The organism is Shinella sp., from assembly GCF_035998705.1.
Taxonomy (GTDB): domain Bacteria; phylum Pseudomonadota; class Alphaproteobacteria; order Rhizobiales; family Rhizobiaceae; genus Shinella.
The window spans coordinates 416,099-435,252 of sequence record NZ_DASYHH010000022.1 but is presented as its reverse complement, the minus strand read 5'-3'; the positions used below and the strand labels follow the sequence as shown (position 1 = coordinate 435,252).

Here is a 19,154-nt window from a genome sequence, read left to right as displayed (position 1 = left end):
CGTCCGGTTTTTTTCAGGCGATGATGTCGGGGATGATCAGGTCTTCAATCTTGGAAATCTTGTCCTTGATGACCAGTTTCTTCTTCTTCATGCGCTGGATTCTGAGGGCTTCGCAGCCGATCTGGATCATGGCGTTGATCGCGACATCGTAGTCTTCGTGTTCTTGCCTCAGCCGTGCAACGGCAAGCCGCAATTCAGCCTGGTCCTGGTCTGGCATGCTATTCGTTCCCCGTCGTCGGAGGCGCGGCTGACCCGCGTCCCCCATCATCACATGAAGGCTGCTCGTACCACGAAACCCGTGGTAACGGGAAGTTATCCCTTGCCACGTTTTCGCCTTCGACAAATGAAAAATGACATGGCACACTGAAACTGTTGCAACCTGGACCACCCGGCGTGCGAATGACCGGGTGCAAGCAAAAGGAAGGAACTGTCACATGACGATTGAGGCTCATCTGGCCACGCTCGAAAAGAAGCACTTCGCTCTGGAAGAGGAGTTGCATGTAGCGATGAACCAACCTTCTTCCGAAGACCGTACGATCGCCGACATCAAGCGTCGCAAGCTGCGCATCAAGGATGAGATCGAGCGTCTTCGCTCTCCAGCTCACTGAAAGACAGGGATTTTTCCAAAATTACAGAAGGAGTGACGGTCGCGAAACAGTTGGTCTGAATGGGAGGACCAGGGTAGGAGCCCAATTCGCGAAACTGCCTCCGGTAAACGTAATCATTGAGAGCAGCCGCCCTGGCCGTCGAGCGACGCGCCAGGGCGTTCTGTTTTGGGACGGTTGTTTACGACCAGAACTGGTCGAGCCAGAGATTGAGCCCGTCGAAGCCCTTGGCATTGATCGCGTAGATACGCCTGGTGCCTTCGGATTTGACGCTGACGAGATTGCAGTCGAGCAGAGCCTTCAGGTGCTGGGAGACCGCCGGGCGGCTGATCGGCAGGCCCTCGGAGAGCTCGTTGACCGTGCGGGGCGCGCGGCGCAGTTCCTCCAGCAGGAACCTGCGGTTGGGATCGGCAATCGCAGAAAAGGGGTCCGGGTGCGCCATGGCCGAAAGCTATGGCAAAGCAGCATATGCGGCAAGCCTTTTGTGCGGTGCGAAGAAGCGGATTGTCGGGCGTCAGAGAAGGGCGACGGCGCCGTCGTAGCAGAGCTTCAGGCCGGCGATGAAGGCCATGGCATACATGAACGGATAGAAGACCTCCGGCTTCATGCGCTTGATGGCAAAACCGCCGAGCGCCGTCGTCGCGATCGCCAGGGGCACGAGCGTGGCCGAAATCGTCAGGTTGGTCGTATCGAGCTGGCCGAGCGCGAAATAAGGGCCGAGCTTGATGAAGTTGATGATCGCGAAAAAGCGCACGGCCGCACCGGTATAGTCGCGCGGCGGCAGTTTCAGGGGCAGGCCGTAGACCTGGAAGGGCGCGCCGCCCGAATGGGCGACGAAGCTGCCATAGCCGGCGAGCGTGCCGAAGAAGGCCGCGGGCACGACGCGATGCGGTTTCGGCTGTATGACGTAGCCGTGGCGCGCGCGGTAGCTGTTATAGAAGTAGCGGATCGCGAAGAGCACGGTGATAAGGCCGATGATCAGGCGCAGCGCATCGCGCGGCACATAGGCCGACGTCGCCCAGCCGATCGCCACGCCGACCAGCGCGCCGGGCAGGAGCATCTTCAGCAGCGTGCGGTCGTTGTGGTCGCGCCAGATCCAGAGCGACACGACGTCCATGACGACGAGGATCGGCAGCAGGATGGCGGCGGCCTGGACCGGCGGAACGGCCATGGCGAGGATCGGCACGCCCATCAGCGCCAACGCCTCGCCCATGCCGCCTTTCGTCAAGCCGACGAGGATGACGGCGGGTATGGCGGCGTAGTAGATTGAGGGGTCGATGGACATGGAGGGCGATTGATCCTGTTGGTTCTTCCGTCTATCCGCTTTGATCTGTTATGACGAGCCCGAAGGCCGAGAACGGCCGCTGAAATCCAAGGCCGAATTCCAAGGGAAGTGCAACATCCATGACTGACGTCGAAACCCGCTGCCGCCTGGTGCTGATCCTTCCCGAGGGCGAGGACCTGTCCGCGCGTGCCGCGATGCTGGAGGGCGCGCTGAAGGGCGGCGACGTCGCCTCGGTGATCCTGCCGCAATACGGGCTCGACGACGGCCAGTTCCAGAAACATGCCGAAACGCTGGTGGCGATCGTTCAGAATGCCGGTGCCGCAGCGCTCGTCGCCGGCGATACGCGCGTGGCCGGCCGGGTGAAGGCCGATGGCATCCATGTGGCGGGCGGCGCGCAGGAGCTTGGCGAGGTCATCGAGAAGTTCACGCCGCAATTCATCGTCGGCGGCGGCAATGCGACCGACCGGCACAAGGCGCTGGAGATCGGCGAGGTGCAGCCGGACTATATCTTCTTCGGCAAGATCGGCGGCGACATCAAGCCGGAGGCGCATCCCAAGAACGTGGCGCTTGCCGAATGGTGGGCGTCGATGATCGAAATTCCCTGCATCGTGCTCGCAGGCTCCGATCCGCAGTCGGCGCTGGTCGTCGCCGAGTCCGGGGCGGAGTTCGTGGCGCTCGACAAGGCGGTTTTTGCCGACCCCGCGCAGGCGCCGCATGTGGTGGCTGCGGTCAACGCACTGCTTGACGAAAAAGCGCCACGGTTTGAGCAATAGTAGCGCTCATGATCAGGGTCCTCTTCTTGTTTGCTTGCCGTATCGCGCCGGTGGCGCTTCTCGCCACGGGCGTTTTCGTGGCCGCGCCCGTTTGGGCGCAGACGGCCAAGAAAGGCCCGTCCGTCACGGCCGGCGATAACGGAACGATACCGAAAAAGGATACGGCGGCGGAGACTGCCCCCGCCTCGACCGGGGGAGAAACCCCCGTCAAGGCCGACGAGGCGAAAAAGGACGAGGACAAGCCCGCCGACGGCCCGTCGACCGGGCTCTCGGTGCTCGATCGCATGGGCGCGGACCTGCCGGCGCTGCCGGCGGAAAAGCCCTTCACCGGCAAGGTCGACGAGGCGTTCGGCGCCTTCCAGCGCGGCCGTTACCTGACGGCGATGGAGCTTGCCCTGCCGCGCGCCCAGCTCGGCGATCCGGCGGCGCAGACGCTGGTGGCGGAAATCCTCGACCGGGGCCTCGGCGTCCGGCGCAACCGCGAGCAGGCGATGTTCTGGTACGGGCAGTCGGCCAATGGCGGCGACCCGACCGGCATGTTCAAATATGCCATCCTGCTGATGGAGCGTTCACGCTCCAAGGAAGACCGCGCCAAGGCCGACGAGCTGATGAAGAAATCGGCCGATCTCGGCAATGCCTCGGCGCAGTTCAACTATGGGCAGGTGCTGGTGGCCGATTCCCCGGGCGAGAAGGGCCTTGCGGCCGCGTTGCCCTATTACGAGAAATCCGCGGAACAGGGTATTGCGGACGCGCAATATGCCGTTTCGCAGATCTACCTCAACCTGAAGGGCCTGCCGGAGGAAAAGACGAAGCGCGCGCGCGAATGGCTGCTGCGCGCCGCCCGCGCCGGCTACGACACCGCCCAGCTCGATCTCGGCATCTGGCTGGTGAACGGCACGGGCGGCGAGCGCGACTACGATGCTGGCTTCAAATGGCTGAAGCGCGCGGCCGACGGCGGCAATCCCGTCGCCCAGAGCAAGCTTGCCCAGCTCTATATCCACGCGCTTGGAACGAAGCCGGATCCGATCCAGGCGGCCAAGTGGTTCGTGCTGGCGCGCCGCGCCGGGCTCAACGACCCGCTGCTCGAGGATTTCTACCTCGGCCTCAACGAAGACCAGCAGAAGGCGGCGGTGGACGCGGCGAACAAGTATCGTTCCGGCTCCTGAGGCTCCCATATTTACCCTGTTGCGCGATTGGATACCCTGCATTGCAGCGGATGCAGGGGCTCTAGGCTTGAAACTTCGGGGGATTTGTGGTCTTGAGGCCCCATATTCCGGTCCTGGCGCGTTTTCGCGCCGCGGCTTGCCGTTCCGAAGCGCCGGAGATTCCCGAAGGATTTTTGTTACATGGCTCGTTCAGCACTTCTCAACGTCATGGTTCAGGCCGCCTTCAAGGCCGGCAAGTCGCTCGCCCGCGATTTCGGCGAAGTGCAGAACCTGCAGGTTTCGCTTAAAGGTCCCGGCGACTACGCCTCGCAGGCCGACCGCAAGGCGGAAAAGCTGCTGCGCGAGGAACTGATGAAGGTGCGGCCGACCTATGGCTTCCTCGGCGAGGAAGCCGAAGAGATCATCGGCACGGACGGCGCGCATCGCTGGATCGTCGACCCGCTCGACGGCATGACCAACTTCCTGCACGGCATTCCGGCCTTCGCCGTCTCGATCGCGCTGGAGCGCAATGGCGAGATCGTCGCGGCCGTCGTGCTGAACCCGGCGACCGACGAACTCTTCACCGCCGAGCGCGGCGGCGGCGCCTTCGTCAACGACCGCCGCCTGCGCGTCGCGGCCCGCAAGAACCTGTCGGATGCCGTCATCGGCTGCGGCGTGCCGCATCTCGGCCGCGGCAACCACGGCAAGTTCCTCATCGAGCTGCGCCACGTCATGGGCGAAGTCGCCGGCATGCGCCGCCTCGGCTCCGTCTCGCTCGACCTCGCCTATGTCGCGGCCGGCCGTTTCGACGGTTTCTGGGAGCGCGACCTCATGCCCTGGGATCTCGCAGCCGGCCTTCTCCTGATTCGCGAAGCCGGCGGTTATGCAACCGATCTCGACGGCGGCAATGCCATGTTTGATACCGGCACGGTTGTCGCCGGCAACGAATATATCCACAAGGCGCTGCGCGACGTGGTGCATCGCCCGGTGCCGACGCGCTAAGAGCGTGTGATAGCGGCGCTTTCCTGCGCCGCTGTGGCCCCCAAGCCCTTCAATTCGGCATAATCTTCCTCTAGTCTCCGGCCCGACCGAGGAAGTGGAGATGCGACTACATGGCTAAGCTGGCGCTGTCGGGCTGGGGAGGGTCGTCCGAGTCCGGGGATGATTATCCCCTCAAACTCTCGAGCCCCATGGCGTTCTTCTGGACGATGGTGATCTTCCTCATCATCGTCGGGTTCGTCGCCGCCATTCTCTTCCGCCAGACGCAATCGGCCTTCCTCAGCAATCCGGGCCTCAACGGTCTCATCATCGGCGTGCTGCTGATCGGCATCCTCCTGGTGTTCAACCATGTGCTGGCGCTTCGGCCGGAAGTGCGCTGGTTCAATTCGTTCCGTGCCGCCGGCAGCGCGGAAAAAGTCGGGCGCGACCCGGTGCTGCTCGCGCCGATGCGCGCGCTGATCGGCCGGCGCCATTCGATGGCGCTGTCGACAGCGGCGCTGCGCTCCATCCTCGATTCCATCGCCACCCGCCTCGACGAATCGCGTGATACGTCGCGCTACCTCATCGGCCTCCTCGTCTTCCTCGGCCTGCTCGGCACCTTCTGGGGCCTGCTCGGCACCATCGGCTCGATCAGCACGGTCATCCAGTCGCTCGATGCCGGCGGCGGCACGGCGAACGACATCCTCACCGCCCTCAAGGAAGGTCTGTCCGCGCCGCTCGAAGGCATGGGCACGGCCTTCTCCACCTCGCTCTTCGGCCTTTCCTCGTCGCTGATCCTCGGCTTCCTCGACCTCCAGGCCGGCCGCGCGCAGAGCCGCTTCTATACGGAGCTGGAAAACTGGCTCTCCTCCGTGACCGATGTCGGTTCGGAGCTCCAGCCGGTTGCCGACATGGCGGCGTCCTCCGCCACCGACGTGCAGGCGCTGGCCCAGCAGATCCTCAAACTCGCGCAGGAAGGCGGCCCCGGCCGCTCGACGGCTGCGATGGCGAGCCTTGCGGAAGGCATCCAGGGTCTGGTGAAGAACATGCGCAGCGAACAGCAGATGCTGCGCGACTGGATCGAGGCGCAGCAGGAGGAATCGAAGGCGCTGCGCCGCACGCTCGACAGGATTGCCGCGCGCAGCGGTGAAAAGGCCGTCGAGAAACTGCCGGAACGCGTCACGGAAAAGCACAAGGCCGGGGGCGAATAAATGGCGCTTGCCCGCAATCGCCGCAGCCAGCGCACGGTCGATTACTGGCCGGGCTTCGTCGATGCGCTGTCGACGCTGCTGCTCGCCATCATGTTCCTGCTCACCGTCTTCGTGCTGGCGCAGTTCTTCCTGAGCCGCGAAATCTCCGGCAAGGACGACGTGCTTAACCGGCTGACCAGCCAGATCAACGAGCTGACGCAGCTTCTGGCGCTGGAAAAGAGCGGCAAGCAGGATCTGGAGGATTCGCTCGCCAATCTGCAGGCCTCGCTTGCCCAGTCGGAAAGCGACCGCACCCGCCTGCAGCAATTGCTCGACAGCGGCGCCGGCGTCTCCGACGCTGCCACGGCCCGCGCGACGACGCTGGAAGGCGAGCTCGATGCGGAAAAGCAGGTGACCGCGCGCGCCATGAGCCAGATCGAGCTGCTCAACCAGCAGATCGCGGCACTGCGCAGCCAGATCGCCGCCGTCGAAGAGGCGCTCCAGGCCTCCGAGGCGAAGGACCAGTCCTCGCAGGCGAAGATTTCCGATCTCGGCCGCCGCCTCAACGTGGCGCTGGCGCAGCGCGTGCAGGAGCTCAACCGCTACCGCTCCGACTTCTTCGGCCGCCTGCGCGAAATCCTTTCCGACCGGGAAAACATCCGCATCGTTGGCGACCGCTTCGTCTTCCAGTCGGAAGTGCTGTTCCCTTCGGGCGGCAACGAGCTGAACCCGGAAGGGCAGGCGGAGATGGGCAAGCTTGCAGCCGCGCTGCTCGACCTCTCGCGCGAAATCCCCGCCGAGATCAACTGGGTGCTGCGCGTCGACGGTCATACCGACAATGTGCCGCTCTCCGGCACGGGGCGCTACCGCGACAACTGGGAGCTCTCGTCCGCCCGCGCGACGTCGGTCGTGAAATTCCTCATTGCCAACGGCGTGCCGGCCAACCGCCTCGTCGCAGCAGGCTTCGGCGAGTTCCAGCCGATCGCCGAAGGCCAGGACGACGCGGCGCGCGCCACCAACCGCCGCATCGAGCTGAAACTCACCGAGAGGTGACGGTTTTCGTCAATCCATCTGGATCTTGGCGCCTTCGACGACCGGCTTCCACTTGGCAAGCTCGGCGGTCACATGCTTGCCGAGCTCTTCCGGCGTCGAGCCGACGATCGTCGCGCTGAACTCCTTCATGCGCTCGATGACGGCGGGATCCTTCAGCGCGTTGTTCGCCGCTTCGTTGAGCTTGGCGACGACCTCCGTCGGCGTGCCGGCCGGCGCGAAAAGCGCGTTCCACGTATAGGTCTCGTAGCCGGGAATGCCGGATTCGGCGATCGTCGGCACATCCGGGAAGGAGGCGGCGCGTTCCTTCGTCGTGACGGCGAGCGCGCGTAGCGTGCCTGCCTTGATATGGGCGGAGGAGGAGGGCAGGTTGTCGAACATGATCGGGATCTGGTTGCCGATCACGTCGTTCAGCGCCGGGCCGGAGCCCTTGTAGGGCACATGCTGCATGCTGACGCCGGCCATGCTCTTGAAAAGTTCGCCGGAGAGGTGCAGCGGCGTGCCGTTACCGGACGAGGCATAGCTGTAGCCCTGCGGATCGGCCTTCAGCAGCGCCAGCAGTTCCTCGACGTTCTTCGCCGGCAGTTCCGGGTTCACCACCAGCACGTTCGGCACGACGACGAGCAGCGAGACGGGCGCAAAGTCCTTTTCCGCATCATAGGGTTTGGTCTTGAGGATGAGCGGGTTCAGCGCATGGGTCGCGACGGTTCCCATCAGGATCGTGTAGCCGTCCGGGTCCGCACGTGCCACACGGTCCGCACCGAGGCTGCCGCCGGCACCGCCGACATTTTCCACGATGACCTGCTGGCCAAGCCCTTCCGACATTTTCTGCGCGATGATGCGCGCGACCACGTCCGTCGAGCCGCCGGCCGCGAAGGGCACGACGAGCGTGATGGTCCTGTCGGGAAATTGCTGGGCGCTGGCGGGCAGGCCGAGCGCCAGCGATGCCAGCACGGTGGTGCCGAGGGCCATGAGGGTACGGCGGGTAATCGTCGAAAATGCCACGGGGTTCTCCTCCCAATAGTGACGCGGGCCAATAGTGACGCGGGCCAAGAGTGACGCGGGCCAAGAGTGACGCAGGTCGCCCCTTCACAATAGGGCGGCAGGCCGGGGAGGCAAGGGCAGGTAACGGTTAACTCGCCGCGCGATCTTCCCCCAGGAAGGCCTGGCCGCCATGATCGAACTGCAACCGGGCAAGGCGGGCATAGAGCCCGTCCTGGCGGATGAGCGACTGGTGCGTGCCCTCTTCTACGACGCGACCCGCCTCCATGACGAGGATACGGTCGGCTTTCAGCACGGTCGCAAGGCGGTGCGCGATGACGATCGTCGTGCGCTTGCCTATCTGGCCGTCGAGCGCCTTCTGCACCAGCGTCTCGCTTTCGGCATCGAGCGCGGAGGTCGCCTCGTCGAGCAGCAGCAGGGGGGCATCCTTCAGGATGGCGCGGGCAATCGCGATGCGCTGGCGCTGGCCGCCGGACAGGGTGACGCCCCTCTCGCCGACCATCGTGTCGTAACCCTTGTCGAGGCGGGCGATGAATTCCTCTGCCTGTGCTGCGCGGGCGGCGGCCTGCACCGCCTCGTCGCTGACATTGCCGAGGCCGAAGGCGATGTTGTCGCGGATCGTGGTGGCGAAGATGGTGACGTCCTGCGGCACCAGCGCGATGCGGCGGCGCAGTTCCTCCGGGTCGGCGGCGCGCAGGTCGACGCCATCGAGCGTGATCGTGCCGGCATCCGGATCGTAGAAGCGCAGGACGAGCGACAGGATCGTGCTCTTGCCGGCGCCGGAGGGGCCGACGATGGCGACGGTCTCGCCGGCTTTGACGGCAAAGCTCAGGCCGTTGACGCTGCGATAGCCGGGGCGGGCGGGGTAGGAAAAGTGCACGTCCTGGAAGGCGAGTTCACCGCGGGCGGGGAGGGGCAGGGCGAGCGGATTTGCGGGGGCGGTGATCGCCGGCTCTTCGGCAAGCAGTTCCGTCAGGCGCTCGGCAGCGCCGGCGGCCTGCGAAAGCTCGCCCCACACCTCGGAGAGCGCGCCAAGGCTGCCGGCGGCGAAGACGGCGTAGAGCAGGAACTGGCCGAGCGTGCCGGGGGAAAGATTGCCGGAGAGCACGTCGCGCGCGCCGAACCACAGGACGGCGACGACGGAGCCGAAGATCATGGCGATCGCAAAACCCGTGAGCAGCGAGCGGGCGCGGATGGCGGCGCGGGCGGCCCCATAGGCGCTTTCGACATTGCCGAAGAAGCGGGCGCGGGCGGCCTCCTCCGCATTGAAGGCCTGGAGCGTGCGCGTCGCGCCGATCGCCTCGCCGGCATAGGCGGAGGCTGCGGCCAGCGTATCCTGCGCCTCGCGCGAGCGGCGGCGCACCGAGCGGCCGAAGGCGACGAGCGGGAAGACGATGACCGGAATGGCGGCGATGACGAGGCTGGAGAGTTTCGGGCTGGTATAGACCATCATCGCGATGGCACCCAGACAGAGGATAAGATTGCGCAGTGCGACCGAAGCCGTGGCGCCGACGGCGGACTTGATCTGCGTCGTATCGGCGGTGAGCCGCGAGACGATCTCGCCGGACTGGTTCACATCGAAGAAGGCGGGCGACAGCTTCGTCACATGGGCGAAGACGTCGCGGCGCAGGTCCGCGACGATGCGCTCGCCGAGCGTGATGACGAAGTAGTAGCGCATGCCGCTGGCGACCGCGAGCAGCCCGGCCAGCACGAAGAGCATCATGAAATAGGTGTTGATGAAGCCCGCATCGGCACCGGAGAAACCATGGTCGATCATGCGGCGCACGGCGAGCGGCAGGATGAGCGTCGTGATGGCGGCCATGACGAGGGCGACGAGCGCACCGGCGACGAACCCACGATAGCGGCCGATATAGGGAAGGAGCCTGCCCAGCGGACGGACGGTCCGGCGCTCGGTTTTCGCCGGCGCGGTTGCTTCTCTGTCTGCGGACACCATACCCCCGTTTCCAGTGCCTGGCGGCACGAATTGTCTTTCGGCTCTTGTTATCCAGACGGCCTTCATGTATAGGCTCGCCATCGAATTGGGAAGCCGTAGGTCTAGCCGACCGCGGCTTCATTTACGTCTTTGGCCCCGCTGTCGCAATGCGTTGCGACAAATGGCCCCCGGAACAAGCAGGAAGATTGTCATGAAGGCTGATATCCATCCCGACTACCACGTCATCAAGGTCGTCATGACCGACGGCACCGAGTACGAAACCCGCTCGACCTGGGGTTCGGAAGGCGCAACGATGAACCTCGAAATCGACCCGACCTCGCACCCGGCCTGGACCGGCGGCAACCAGCAGATGCTGGACCGCGGCGGCCGCGTTTCCAAGTTCAAGAAGCGTTTCTCGGGCCTCGGCCTCTAATCTGCTTCTCCTTGACGATTTTCAAGAACCCGGCTTCGGCCGGGTTTTTTGTTGCCTGTTTTTGCCCGTACCATAAAAACAAAAAACCCGGCCGAAGCCGGGTCCTGTCATTTCGTCTACGGCTATCCGCTCAGTTGTTGCCGAAAGCGGTCTGCAGCAGGTTGAGCTGGGCCTGGACGCTGTTCTGGTTGTCCGGCGCGAAGGTCTGGACGTCCTGCGGGCGGTAGATTTCGCGGTCGAGCAGGGCGATGCGGTTCTGCAGGCGCAGCGAGCGTTCGATCAGGTCGCGGAAGGCTTCCGGCAGGTCGTTCCAGCCGGGCGCGGTCTTGTCGACGTTGAAGCTGTCGAGGCGAACCTTGTTCTTTTCAGACAGAACCTGGTCGCGGCTCATCTCGCCATTGTTGACGGCGCGCTGGAGCAGCAGCCAGGAGGCCATCTGCATCAGGCGGGTGGTGAGGCGCATCGATTCCGCTGCGTAGAGGACAGAGGCCATGCGGGGCAGGACCTTCGAGGCCTGGCGGCCGACGCCGTCCAGATAGCTTGCCGTTTCCTCGACGAGACCCATGCCTTCGGCGTACAGGGATTTGAATTGCGCCGACGACGCAACATGGCCAGCGAAGCTGACGGTATTCAATCCACGATCGGACATGGTGTCATCCCTGTTGAACGCATCACAATGCAGGTAACGGAAGGTGAGGGCTCTGTGTTCCGAGCCGCCCTTTAATGTCTCAAGGATGATCCCATAACCTAATTCGCGCAAGCGCATTCTTAATAAAGGGTTAATCTCCACAATTGTTTCGGCACAGGTGCCGGAAGGCGGCTCGCGCAAACAAAAAAAGAGCCGCGGAAAGCGGCTCTCAAGGTAAAACAGGGAGAAAAATCAGACCGAAACCCCGAAGGGAGAAAATGTCTGAACCCGGAAGACCGGATGTCCCAAGTAATAACGTATAAGGCTTAATGGCCGGTTAACTCTATTGTCGGTTTGCCCTTCTCTGTGCCTTTTCGGCAAGGGTGCGGCAATCTGGCACGTGGTTAACGAAATAGATTTTCGGCTGCCGATCGGCTTGCACCCTTCTTCGTCTTCTCCGATTCGAGCCGTTCGATTTCTGCGCGCAGAAGCGCGATTCGCGCTGCAAGCTCGTCCACCGAAAGGAGTGAAAGGTCGCTGCCGATCTCGTGGGCGATCTTCTTTTGCGGGCGGTCGTCGTCGAAGAGGCTCATGCCGTTTTCTCCTCCGATAGATCGTCGCTCGCCTGCTGTTGGGGCAGGGCGCGCGGCGAGAGCTGTAGGCTTTCCGGCGTGGTCATCGTGCCGGGGTTGATGGTGGTGTAGGAATCGCGCATCTCGGCGGGCTTGGCGGCGCGGCGGCGGCTGCGGAAGATCGCGTAGGCGGTGATCAGGATATGCGCCCAGCAGGTGACCATGAAGAGCGCATAGGGACCGACGGCCGACATGATGGGACCGCCGATCGTCGGGCCGATGATCGTGCCGATGCCGTAGAGCAGCAGCAGACCGCCGGAGACCTTCACGAAGTCCTCGGGGCTGGCGAAGTCGTTGGCGTGGGAGACGGCGATCGGATAGAGCGCGTTCGCCGTCGCGCCGTACAGCGCCGTCAGCACCAGCAGCACGGGGACGGAGGCCGGCTGGACGACAAACAACGACAGGCCCGCCCCTGCGGCGACGGCCGACAGGATGGCGAGCACGATGCGCCGGTCGATCCGGTCGGACATGCGGCCGGCCGGCAGCTGCATGACGGCGCCGGCGAAGATCGCCACGCTCATCATGATGGCGATCGTGCTGGAGGTGAGGCCGGCATTGGCGCCGAAGACGGCGCCCAGCGTGCCGAAGGCGCCATTGGCGATGCCGATCAGCACGATGCCGACGCAGGCGACGGGAGAGGTGCGGTAGAGGGCGGGAATGTCCAGCCGCACCTGTTTCAGCGGCTGCGGCGAGGCCGCGGTCGACAGCGTCGTCGGCAGCATGGCGAAGCAGTAGAGAATACCGGCGAACATGAAGAGGATCGGCGTCGTCACGTCGCCGAGCGCCACCGTCAACTGGCCGCCGACCGTGCCGATCAGCGTGATGGCGATATAGAGCGAGAAGATCAGGCCGCGGCTTTCATTGGTGGCGCGCTCGTTCAGCCAGCTTTCGATGATCATCGAGGTGCCGGCGATCGAGAAGCCGGTGACGACGCGCAGCACGATCCACCAGACCGGATCGACCAGCATGCCGGTCAGAAGCGCGATGATGGCGATCAGCGAGGCGAAGCCGGAAAAGGCGCGCACATGGCCGATGCGCTTGACGATGGTCGGTGCCATGAGGCAGCCGAGCACGAAGCCGGAGGCCCAGGACGTGCCGAGCAGGCCGAGCATCGTCGTCTCATAGCCCTCGAACGCGCCGCGCATGGGCAGCAGCAGGCCGTGCAGGCCGTTTCCAAGGAAAAGGAACAGCGTGCCCATGAGAAGCGCGAAGACGGAGATGAGGTTGTTACGCATGAGATTTTCGTGAGTTTCGCCAATGGGAAAGGAATAGCGCACCTGCTGCCGATTGCCAGATGCAAAGGCGACATGCGAACGATTTTCAGACCCTGCGCTGATCGCTTGGAAAAGTGTCTCGGGTGTGACAGGAAGGGCGGAGAAAGGCCACCATGTCGAAAATCCTTCCCGCTTTGCTGCTCGCCGTCATGCTGCTGCATCTCATCCGGCCCATCGGCCTGCCGGGGCTGAAGCGGCGCGCGGATTTCTGGAAGATCGCGGTCGTCGCCATCGTGCTGATGATGCTGACGGTTCTGATCCGGCCTTGAACAGCTTCCCCAAGGGAGGCTCTCCGTAATCCCAAATTGCCGCTACCTTTCCGTCGTCATGGTCGGGCTTGACCCGACCATCCATCCGCGGTGGGCGGGCGGTGGATCCTCGGGTCGAGCCCGAGGATGACGTTGGAGGGGTGGGGAGCCTAAAGCCACCAAAGAGCCGAAACGCAAAAGGGCCACCCGAAGGTGGCCCCCATGAGGTTTGGTCCGGCGTGGACCCGGGCCTTTGGGCCCGAAGGAAGGCGTGTCAGAACGAGGGCTGCCTCGTTTCGTTCACCACAATTCCCATGCCCGAAGCCAAGACCGAAATCTCATTAGACATTGGATCACCTTCCTTTCCGTTGTTGATACTGACTGGAAATGTAGGCGATCCACGGCTGAGCGCAAGCCCCTTCGCGTTATTTCTGCTGGTGCAGGATTTCGACGCCCGGCAGAGGCTTGCCTTCCATCCATTCCAGGAAGGCGCCGCCGGCGGTCGAGACATAGGTGAAATCGTCTGCAACACCGGCATGGTTGAGGGCCGCGACGGTGTCGCCGCCACCGGCGACGGAGACCAGTTTGCCCTCCCTGGTGCGGGCGGCGGCGTGTTTTGCAGCCGAGACCGTCGCCGTGTCGAAGGGGGCGATTTCGAAGGCGCCGAGCGGGCCGTTCCAGACGAGGGTCGCGGCGCGCGAGATCCAGGAATTGACGGCCTCGATCGTCTTCGGGCCGACGTCGAGCATCATGGCGTCTGCCGGAATGGCGTTGACGTCGACCACCTCGTTTTCGGCATTGGCCTTGAACTCGCGGGCGACGACGCCGTCTTCCGGCAGCACGATGGCGCAGGTGGCGGTCGCCGCCTCGATCATGATCTGCTTGGCGGTTTCGGCAAGGTCATGCTCGCAGAGCGATTTGCCGACATTGGTACCGCGGGCGGCGAGGAAGGTGTTCGCCATGCCGCCGCCGATGACCAGCGCGTCGACCCGCTTCACGAGGTTCATCAAGAGGTCGATCTTGGTGGAAACCTTGGCGCCGCCGACGATGGCGACGACCGGGCGGGACGGATTGCCGAGGCCCTTTTCCAGCGCTTCGAGTTCGGCCTGCATGGTGCGGCCGGCATAGGCGGGCAAGAGGTGGGCGAGGCCTTCGGTCGAGGCGTGCGCGCGATGCGCGGCGGAGAAGGCGTCGTTGACGTAGAGATCGCCGTTGGCGGCGAGCGCTGCGGTAAAGTCCGGGTTGTTCTTCTCTTCGCCCTTGTGGAAGCGGGTGTTTTCGAGAAGCAGGATGTCGCCGTCCTTCAGGGAGGCGATGGCCGCGGCGGCGGCTTCGCCGATGCAATCGGAGGCGAAATGCACCTTCGTGCCGAGCACGTCGTTCACGGCGGGAAGGATCTGTTCCAGCGACATGTCGGCGACGACGGCACCCTGCGGGCGACCGAAATGGGCGAGCAGGATGACCTTGGCGCCCTTCTTCGACAGTTCCAGGATGGTCGGCGCGACGCGCTCGATGCGGGTTGCATCGGTGACCTTGCCGTCCTTGACCGGTACGTTGAGATCGACGCGGACGAGCACGCGCTTGCCGGCGATGTCGGTGAGGTTGTCGAGGGTCTTGAAGGTCATGGGGCCGCTCCGAAAGTCTGGTGTCTGGTCGTGAAAAAACACCCGGACATTTCTGCCCGGGTGTTTTGGGTCGTCGCTTAGATCAGCTTGCCGAGGGCAACGGCCGTGTCGGACATGCGGTTCGAGAAGCCCCACTCGTTGTCGTACCAGGACAGGATGCGAACGAGGTTGCCGTCCAGCACCTTGGTCTGGTCGGCGGCGAAGTTCGAGGAGTTGCTGTCATGGTTGAAGTCGATGGAGACGAGCGGGCCGGTGACGTAGTCGAGGATGCCCTTCAGTTCGCCTTCGGCGGCGGCCTTGATGGCGGCGTTGACTTCCTCAGCCGTGACGTTGCGCTTCGGCACGAACTTCAGGTCGACGACCGAGACGTTCGGGGTGGGAACGCGGATCGACGAGCCGTCGAGCTTGCCCTTGAGGTGCGGCAGCACGAGGCCGACGGCCTTGGCGGCACCCGTCGAGGTCGGGATCATGGACAGGGCTGCGGCGCGGGCGCGGTACAGGTCTTTGTGCATGGTGTCGAGCGTCGGCTGGTCACCCGTATAGGAGTGGATCGTCGTCATGTAGCCCTTCTCGATGCCGAAGGCCTTGTCGAGAATGTAGGCGACGGGCGCCAGGCAGTTCGTCGTGCAGGACGCGTTCGAGATGACGAGGTCGTCCTTCGTCAGCGTGTTGTGGTTGACGCCGTAGACGATGGTCTTGTCGGCATTGTCGCACGGGGCCGAAACGATGACGCGCTTGGAGCCGTTTGCGAGATGCGCGCCGGCCTTTTCCTTCGTCGTGAACAGGCCGGTGCATTCCAGCGCGATGTCGACGTCGCCCCAGGGCAGTTCCTTCGGGTCACGGATGGCGGTGACGCGGATCGGGCCGCGGCCGACGTCGATCGTGTCGCCGGAAACGGTGACGGTGCCGGGGAATTTGCCGTGGACGGAATCGTAGCGAACGAGATGCGCGTTGGTCTCGACCGGGCCGAGATCGTTGACGGCGACGACTTCGATGTCGGTGCGGCCGGATTCGATGATGGCGCGAAGCACGTTGCGGCCGATGCGGCCGAAGCCGTTGATGGCAACTTTCACAGTCATTTGGGGTCTCTCCCTATCAAAAATCAAATGGCAGTCCGAGCGGGCGCGGCGGTTGGCCGCGCCCCCAGAGCACTCAGGCGAGCTTGGCTTCCGCAGCGGCGACGACAGCCTCCGGCGTGATGCCGAAGTGCTTGTAGAGCTCCTTGTAGGGACCCGAGGCGCCGAAGGAGGACATGCCGATGAAGATGCCGTCCGAGCCGATGAAGTGATCCCAGCCCTGGCGGATGCCGGCTTCGACGGCGATCTTGACCGGCGAATTGCCGATGACCGCCTGCTGGTAGGCTTCCGGCTGCTCGGCGAAAAGCTCGACGCAGGGCACGGAAACGACGCGGGTCGAGATGCCCTTGGCCGACAGCGTCTGCTGGGCCTTCACCGCGATCTCGATTTCCGAGCCGGAGGCGAAGATCGTGACCTGTGCGTCGCTTGCCGAGACGAGATCGTAGGCGCCGCGGGCGGAGAGGTTTTCCTCTTCGTATTCCAGGCGCACCGGCATCAGGTTCTGGCGGGTCAGCGCAATCGCCGACGGGCGGTTGTGGCTTTCGAGCGCCAGCTGCCAGACTTCTGCCGTTTCCGTGGCATCGGCCGGGCGGAAGACGAGCAGGTTCGGGATGGCGCGCAGCGCCGCCATGTGCTCGACCGGCTGGTGCGTCGGGCCGTCTTCGCCGAGACCGATGGAATCATGGGTCAGCACGTGGATGACGCGGATGCCCATCAGCGCGGCAAGGCGGATCGACGGACGGCAATAGTCCGAGAAGATCAGGAAGCCGCCGGAATACGGGATCAGGCCGCCGTGCAGCGCGATACCGTTCATGGCGGCCGCCATGCCGTGCTCGCGCACGCCGTAGTGGAGGTAGCGGCCGGAGAAGTCGGTGGGCGTGATCGACTTGGTCTGGCTGGTCTTGGTGTTGTTCGAGCCGGTCAGGTCGGCCGAGCCGCCGATCGTTTCGGCAAGCACGCCGTTGATGACTTCCAGCGCGTCCTCGGAGGCCTTGCGGGTCGCCGGGTTCGGCTTGGTTTCGGCAAGCTTCTTCTTGTAGGCGGCAATCGCCGAATCGAGACCGCTTTCGAGTTCGCCGGCAAAGCGGCGCACGAACTGGGCCTTCTTCTCGCCTTCGGTCTTTTCGAGGCGGGTGTCCCATTCCTTGTGGGTCTTGGCGGAGCGAAGACCAGCGAGGCGCCAGGCGTCGAGCACGTCGGAGGGAACGACGAAGGCTTCCGATTCCCAGTTCAGCGCCTTGCGGGTGGCGGCAATTTCTTCCGCACCGAGCGGCGAACCATGCACCTTGTGCGTGCCGGCCTTGTTCGGCGCGCCGAAGCCGATGGTCGTCTTGCAGGCGATCAGGGTCGGCTTGTCGGACTTCTGGGCTTCCTCGATCGCGGCTGCGATCGCCTCCGGATCGTGGCCGTCGACGGCGATCGTATGCCAGTGCGAGGCGCGGAAGCGGGCGTGCTGGTCGGTCGAGTCGGCAATCGAGATCGGGCCGTCGATCGAGATGTTGTTGTCGTCCCAGAACACGATCAGCTTGTTGAGCTTCAGGTGGCCGGCGAGCGAGAGTGCTTCCTGGCTGATACCCTCCATGAGGCAGCCGTCACCCACGATGGCGTAGGTGTAGTGCTCGATGAGGTCGGCGCCAAACTCGTCGCGCAGCTTGCGCTCGGCGATGGCCATGCCGACGGCATTGGCAATGCCCTGGCCGAGCGGACCGGTGGTCGTCTCGATGCCGGCGGCGTGGCCGTATTCCGGGTGACCGGCGGTGCGCGCACCGAGCTGGCGGAAATTCTTGATCTCGTCGATCGTGATGTCCTCGTAGCCGGTCAGATAGAGCAGCGAATAGAGGAGCATCGAGCCGTGGCCGGCCGACAGCACGAAGCGGTCGCGGTTCGGCCAGGACGGGGTCTTCGGATCGAAGGAGAGGAAGCGGGTGAAAAGAACCGTTGCGATGTCTGCTGCGCCCATGGGCAGGCCGGGGTGACCCGAGTTCGCCTTTTCCACGGCATCCATGGAAAGGAAGCGAATTGCGTTCGCCATCCGGTCGTGTTTTTCGCGAGAGATCATGACTGTTCCGTATTCTTCGGGGTGTCAGGGCCGATGCCGTTTGGGGTATCGGTTAGGAAGCGGGAGACACATAGCAGGTGCGCCGTCGGAGTCAACGAATTGGGCTGCTTTTGCGGCGTTTGCGAGGCGATTCCGGCCGCTTTTTTAGCATTTTTGAAAGGCTGCGGGACCGGCTTCGCGCAACCCGCGAGAACGCTGATCCACAGCGGGTTTCGTGCCGCAATCGCCGCGCTGTTGACGCTCATGCCCGCAGTTGAATACTGTCAAGCGGAGAGAACCGGCGTTGGCGGCGGCGATTCGCGTTTTTTGAGAGTGCCGGTGAAGGCTTTATGACGAACGGGGAAACAGTCAGGGCAGCGATCGAGGAGTTGCGCAGGGCGATTTCCGCCCTCGACAATGCGCTCGACCTGCGCTTCGACCGCGAACGAGACCGCGGCGAAGTCGAGGGCGAGGTGCGCCGCGTCAATACCGATCGCTCGCGGCTTGCCCAGGAATTGGACCAGTCCGAATTCCGCGCCAACCGCCTGGAAGAGGTGAACCGCGAGGTTTCCCGCCGGCTCGTCACCGCCATGGAAACGATCCGGGCCGTGCTCGACCGCTAGCCGCCCGACTTCCCAGCAATCAGGACAATTCCGCATGGCACAGGTAACCGTACAGATCGATGGCAAGGCCTATCGCATGGCCTGCGAAGAGGGCCAGGAGGGGCATCTCGAAGAGCTTGCCGCCGGCTTCGATCGGTATGTCGGACACCTCAAGGAACAGTTCGGCGAGATCGGCGACCTGCGGCTCACCGTCATGGCGGGCATCATGGTGATGGACGAACTGAACGAGATCACGCGGCGCCTGACCAAGCTCGAAAAGGAAGCCGAGGAGCTGCGCAAGGGCCGCGAAGGCGTGATGAGCGAGGTCTCCAAGAGCGAGGACGCGATCGCCCAGGCGCTCGGCGACCTGACCAGCCAGATCCAGGGCATGGCAGCAAAACTCTCGGGCAAGCCGCCGGTCAACTGAGGCTTACGATTGCCACTGGCGAAGAGGCCGCTTTGCGCCTATATATCGGATGCGGTCTGCGCTTCCCGACAGGAACCACAATCCCTGGGGCCATACTCGATCCAAAGGGAGCTGTCCCTGACCCGGCCCGTGGGCTTGGTCACATGGCGCCCACCTACGTTTGTAGGCACCCAGGATCGTAAACATCCATCGGTCGTCGTGGATCGCACT

General features: G+C 64.0%; 21 protein-coding genes and 1 other RNA gene. 11 read left to right on the top strand and 11 right to left on the bottom strand.

Annotated elements, in window-relative coordinates; all coding sequences use genetic code 11:
• Window positions 1-13: 13 nt before the first annotated feature.
• Complete coding sequence (locus VGN93_RS18810; protein WP_319320938.1) at window positions 14-217, bottom strand: YdcH family protein; 204 nt, start codon at window positions 215-217, stop codon at window positions 14-16.
• Window positions 218-434: 217 nt separating this feature from the next.
• On the opposite strand from VGN93_RS18810, the gene VGN93_RS18805 reads away from it, so the two are divergent.
• Entirely contained in the window at window positions 435-608 is a 174-nt protein-coding gene (locus VGN93_RS18805) for a YdcH family protein (RefSeq protein ID WP_319320941.1), read from the top strand.
• A gap of 178 nt (window positions 609-786) precedes the next feature.
• Here VGN93_RS18805 and VGN93_RS18800 read toward each other — a convergent pair whose 3' ends face one another.
• Window positions 787-1,047: a metalloregulator ArsR/SmtB family transcription factor gene (locus VGN93_RS18800; protein WP_319320945.1), complete on the bottom strand. Its 261-nt coding sequence runs from the start codon at window positions 1,045-1,047 to the stop codon at window positions 787-789.
• 72 nt (window positions 1,048-1,119) lie between these two features.
• On the bottom strand, window positions 1,120-1,890 hold the full coding sequence (locus VGN93_RS18795) for a sulfite exporter TauE/SafE family protein (protein WP_319320948.1): 771 nt from the start codon (window positions 1,888-1,890) through the stop codon (window positions 1,120-1,122).
• Window positions 1,891-2,009: 119 nt separating this feature from the next.
• Between VGN93_RS18795 and VGN93_RS18790 the strand changes: the two genes are divergently transcribed.
• The 5 genes from VGN93_RS18790 to VGN93_RS18770 all read left to right on the top strand — a co-directional run bounded on the left by VGN93_RS18790 (window position 2,010) and on the right by VGN93_RS18770 (window position 7,029).
• Entirely contained in the window at window positions 2,010-2,663 is a 654-nt protein-coding gene (locus tag VGN93_RS18790; RefSeq protein ID WP_327508634.1) for a thiamine phosphate synthase, read from the top strand.
• 8 nt (window positions 2,664-2,671) lie between these two features.
• Window positions 2,672-3,829, top strand: coding sequence for a tetratricopeptide repeat protein (locus VGN93_RS18785; RefSeq protein ID WP_414714105.1), 1,158 nt, complete (start codon window positions 2,672-2,674; stop codon window positions 3,827-3,829).
• Between the two features lie 180 nt (window positions 3,830-4,009).
• Entirely contained in the window at window positions 4,010-4,810 is an 801-nt protein-coding gene (locus VGN93_RS18780; RefSeq protein WP_327508632.1) for an inositol monophosphatase family protein, read from the top strand.
• A 110-nt stretch (window positions 4,811-4,920) separates the two neighbouring features.
• Window positions 4,921-5,997, top strand: coding sequence for a flagellar motor protein MotA (locus VGN93_RS18775; protein ID WP_327508631.1), 1,077 nt, complete (start codon window positions 4,921-4,923; stop codon window positions 5,995-5,997).
• Window positions 5,998-7,029 carry a peptidoglycan -binding protein gene (locus VGN93_RS18770; protein ID WP_319320963.1) on the top strand — a complete coding sequence of 344 codons (1,032 nt, stop codon included), beginning with the start codon at window positions 5,998-6,000 and terminating at the stop codon, window positions 7,027-7,029.
• A 9-nt stretch (window positions 7,030-7,038) separates the two neighbouring features.
• Here VGN93_RS18770 and VGN93_RS18765 read toward each other — a convergent pair whose 3' ends face one another.
• Together VGN93_RS18765 and VGN93_RS18760 are read right to left on the bottom strand one after the other, a co-directional pair.
• Window positions 7,039-7,998, bottom strand: coding sequence for a Bug family tripartite tricarboxylate transporter substrate binding protein (locus VGN93_RS18765; RefSeq protein ID WP_414714127.1), 960 nt, complete (start codon window positions 7,996-7,998; stop codon window positions 7,039-7,041).
• A 160-nt stretch (window positions 7,999-8,158) separates the two neighbouring features.
• Entirely contained in the window at window positions 8,159-9,982 is a 1,824-nt protein-coding gene (locus VGN93_RS18760; RefSeq protein WP_327508629.1) for an ABC transporter transmembrane domain-containing protein, read from the bottom strand.
• A gap of 190 nt (window positions 9,983-10,172) precedes the next feature.
• Between VGN93_RS18760 and rpmE the strand changes: the two genes are divergently transcribed.
• Window positions 10,173-10,394 carry a 50S ribosomal protein L31 gene (rpmE, locus tag VGN93_RS18755; RefSeq protein WP_256120968.1) on the top strand — a complete coding sequence of 74 codons (222 nt, stop codon included), beginning with the start codon at window positions 10,173-10,175 and terminating at the stop codon, window positions 10,392-10,394.
• A 130-nt stretch (window positions 10,395-10,524) separates the two neighbouring features.
• Here rpmE and VGN93_RS18750 read toward each other — a convergent pair whose 3' ends face one another.
• From VGN93_RS18750 to VGN93_RS18740, 3 genes are all read right to left on the bottom strand, one after another.
• Window positions 10,525-11,043, bottom strand: coding sequence for a DUF1465 family protein (locus VGN93_RS18750; RefSeq protein WP_319321356.1), 519 nt, complete (start codon window positions 11,041-11,043; stop codon window positions 10,525-10,527).
• Between the two features lie 383 nt (window positions 11,044-11,426).
• Window positions 11,427-11,615: a DUF1192 domain-containing protein gene (locus VGN93_RS18745; RefSeq protein WP_256120970.1), complete on the bottom strand. Its 189-nt coding sequence runs from the start codon at window positions 11,613-11,615 to the stop codon at window positions 11,427-11,429.
• Window positions 11,612-12,889, bottom strand: a complete 1,278-nt coding sequence (locus VGN93_RS18740) for an MFS transporter (protein ID WP_327508628.1) — start codon at window positions 12,887-12,889, stop codon at window positions 11,612-11,614. The genes VGN93_RS18745 and VGN93_RS18740 overlap by 4 nt, the downstream gene beginning before the upstream one ends.
• A 152-nt stretch (window positions 12,890-13,041) precedes the next feature.
• Here VGN93_RS18740 and VGN93_RS18735 point away from each other — a divergent pair, with 152 nt between their 5' ends.
• The gene (locus VGN93_RS18735) at window positions 13,042-13,197 is read left to right on the top strand and encodes a hypothetical protein (RefSeq protein ID WP_256120972.1); all 156 of its coding nucleotides are present in this window, start codon (window positions 13,042-13,044) and stop codon (window positions 13,195-13,197) included.
• Window positions 13,198-13,601: 404 nt separating this feature from the next.
• Here VGN93_RS18735 and VGN93_RS18730 read toward each other — a convergent pair whose 3' ends face one another.
• From VGN93_RS18730 to tkt, 3 genes are all read right to left on the bottom strand, one after another.
• Window positions 13,602-14,801, bottom strand: a complete 1,200-nt coding sequence (locus tag VGN93_RS18730; protein WP_327508627.1) for a phosphoglycerate kinase — start codon at window positions 14,799-14,801, stop codon at window positions 13,602-13,604.
• Window positions 14,802-14,878: 77 nt separating this feature from the next.
• A complete protein-coding gene (gap, locus tag VGN93_RS18725; protein WP_319320984.1) occupies window positions 14,879-15,880 on the bottom strand; it encodes a type I glyceraldehyde-3-phosphate dehydrogenase in 1,002 nt (333 codons plus the stop codon).
• A gap of 73 nt (window positions 15,881-15,953) precedes the next feature.
• Window positions 15,954-17,936, bottom strand: a complete 1,983-nt coding sequence (tkt, locus tag VGN93_RS18720; protein WP_319320987.1) for a transketolase — start codon at window positions 17,934-17,936, stop codon at window positions 15,954-15,956.
• 329 nt (window positions 17,937-18,265) lie between these two features.
• Here tkt and VGN93_RS18715 point away from each other — a divergent pair, with 329 nt between their 5' ends.
• The 3 genes from VGN93_RS18715 (at window position 18,266) to ssrS (ending at window position 19,153) form a co-directional block, all read left to right on the top strand.
• Window positions 18,266-18,538: a DUF4164 domain-containing protein gene (locus VGN93_RS18715; RefSeq protein WP_319320990.1), complete on the top strand. Its 273-nt coding sequence runs from the start codon at window positions 18,266-18,268 to the stop codon at window positions 18,536-18,538.
• Window positions 18,539-18,572: 34 nt separating this feature from the next.
• Window positions 18,573-18,944, top strand: coding sequence for a cell division protein ZapA (locus VGN93_RS18710; protein ID WP_319320994.1), 372 nt, complete (start codon window positions 18,573-18,575; stop codon window positions 18,942-18,944).
• Between the two features lie 50 nt (window positions 18,945-18,994).
• Window positions 18,995-19,153: non-coding RNA, 6S RNA (gene ssrS, locus VGN93_RS18705), on the top strand.
• Window position 19,154 lies beyond the last annotated feature (1 nt).